This window comes from Planomonospora algeriensis (assembly GCF_977012225.1).
The window spans coordinates 1-670 of the sequence record NZ_CDRNDK010001024.1; the positions used below are offsets into that span (position 1 = coordinate 1).

At 77.2% G+C, this 670-nt stretch carries 1 protein-coding gene; it reads left to right on the forward strand.

From position 1 onward, the window contains the following. On the forward strand, positions 1-670 hold a 670-nt coding region (locus ACWJ6R_RS37575), incomplete at both ends, for an MFS transporter (protein ID WP_449066745.1).

Here is a 670-nt window from a genome sequence, read left to right on the forward strand (position 1 = left end):
CTCGTCTCCCGCGACGGCCGGGCCGCCCGGCGGCGCGTCGCCCTCGGCGTCGGCGGCACCGCGGTGCTGCTCGCCGCCCTGGACGCCTACGTGGTGGTCACCGTCCTCGTCGACATCGCCGAGGACGTCGGCGTCCCCCTCAACCACCTGGAGCGGGCCACCCCGATCGTCACCGGCTTCCTGCTCGGCTACGTCGCGGCCATGCCGCTTTTAGGCCAGCTCTCCGACCGGTACGGCAGGCGCCCGCTGATCCAGCTGTGCCTGGCGGGCTTCGCGATCGGCTCGGTCGTCACCGCGCTCGGCGACACGGTGCCCTGGCTGGTCGCCGGGCGCACGCTCCAGGGTGTCGCGGGCGGCGCCCTGCTGCCCATCACCATGGCGCTGGTCGGCGACCTGTGGGACGAGCGGGGCCGCCCGCTGGCGCTCGGCGCGGTCGGCGCCGCCCAGGAGCTCGGCAGCGTCCTCGGCCCCCTGTACGGCGCGGGCCTGGCCGCCCTGGTCCCGGTCTCCCTGCATCTCGGCGCCGTCCCGCTCGGCGGCTGGCGCTCGATCTTCTGGCTGAACCTCCCCCTGGTCGCCGTCGCCGCGATCGCCGTGCAGCGCTCGGTACCGCCGCCCCGGCGGGCGGGCCGGCGGAGAGCTCAAGCGCACCTCCCGCGCGGCCCCGGCG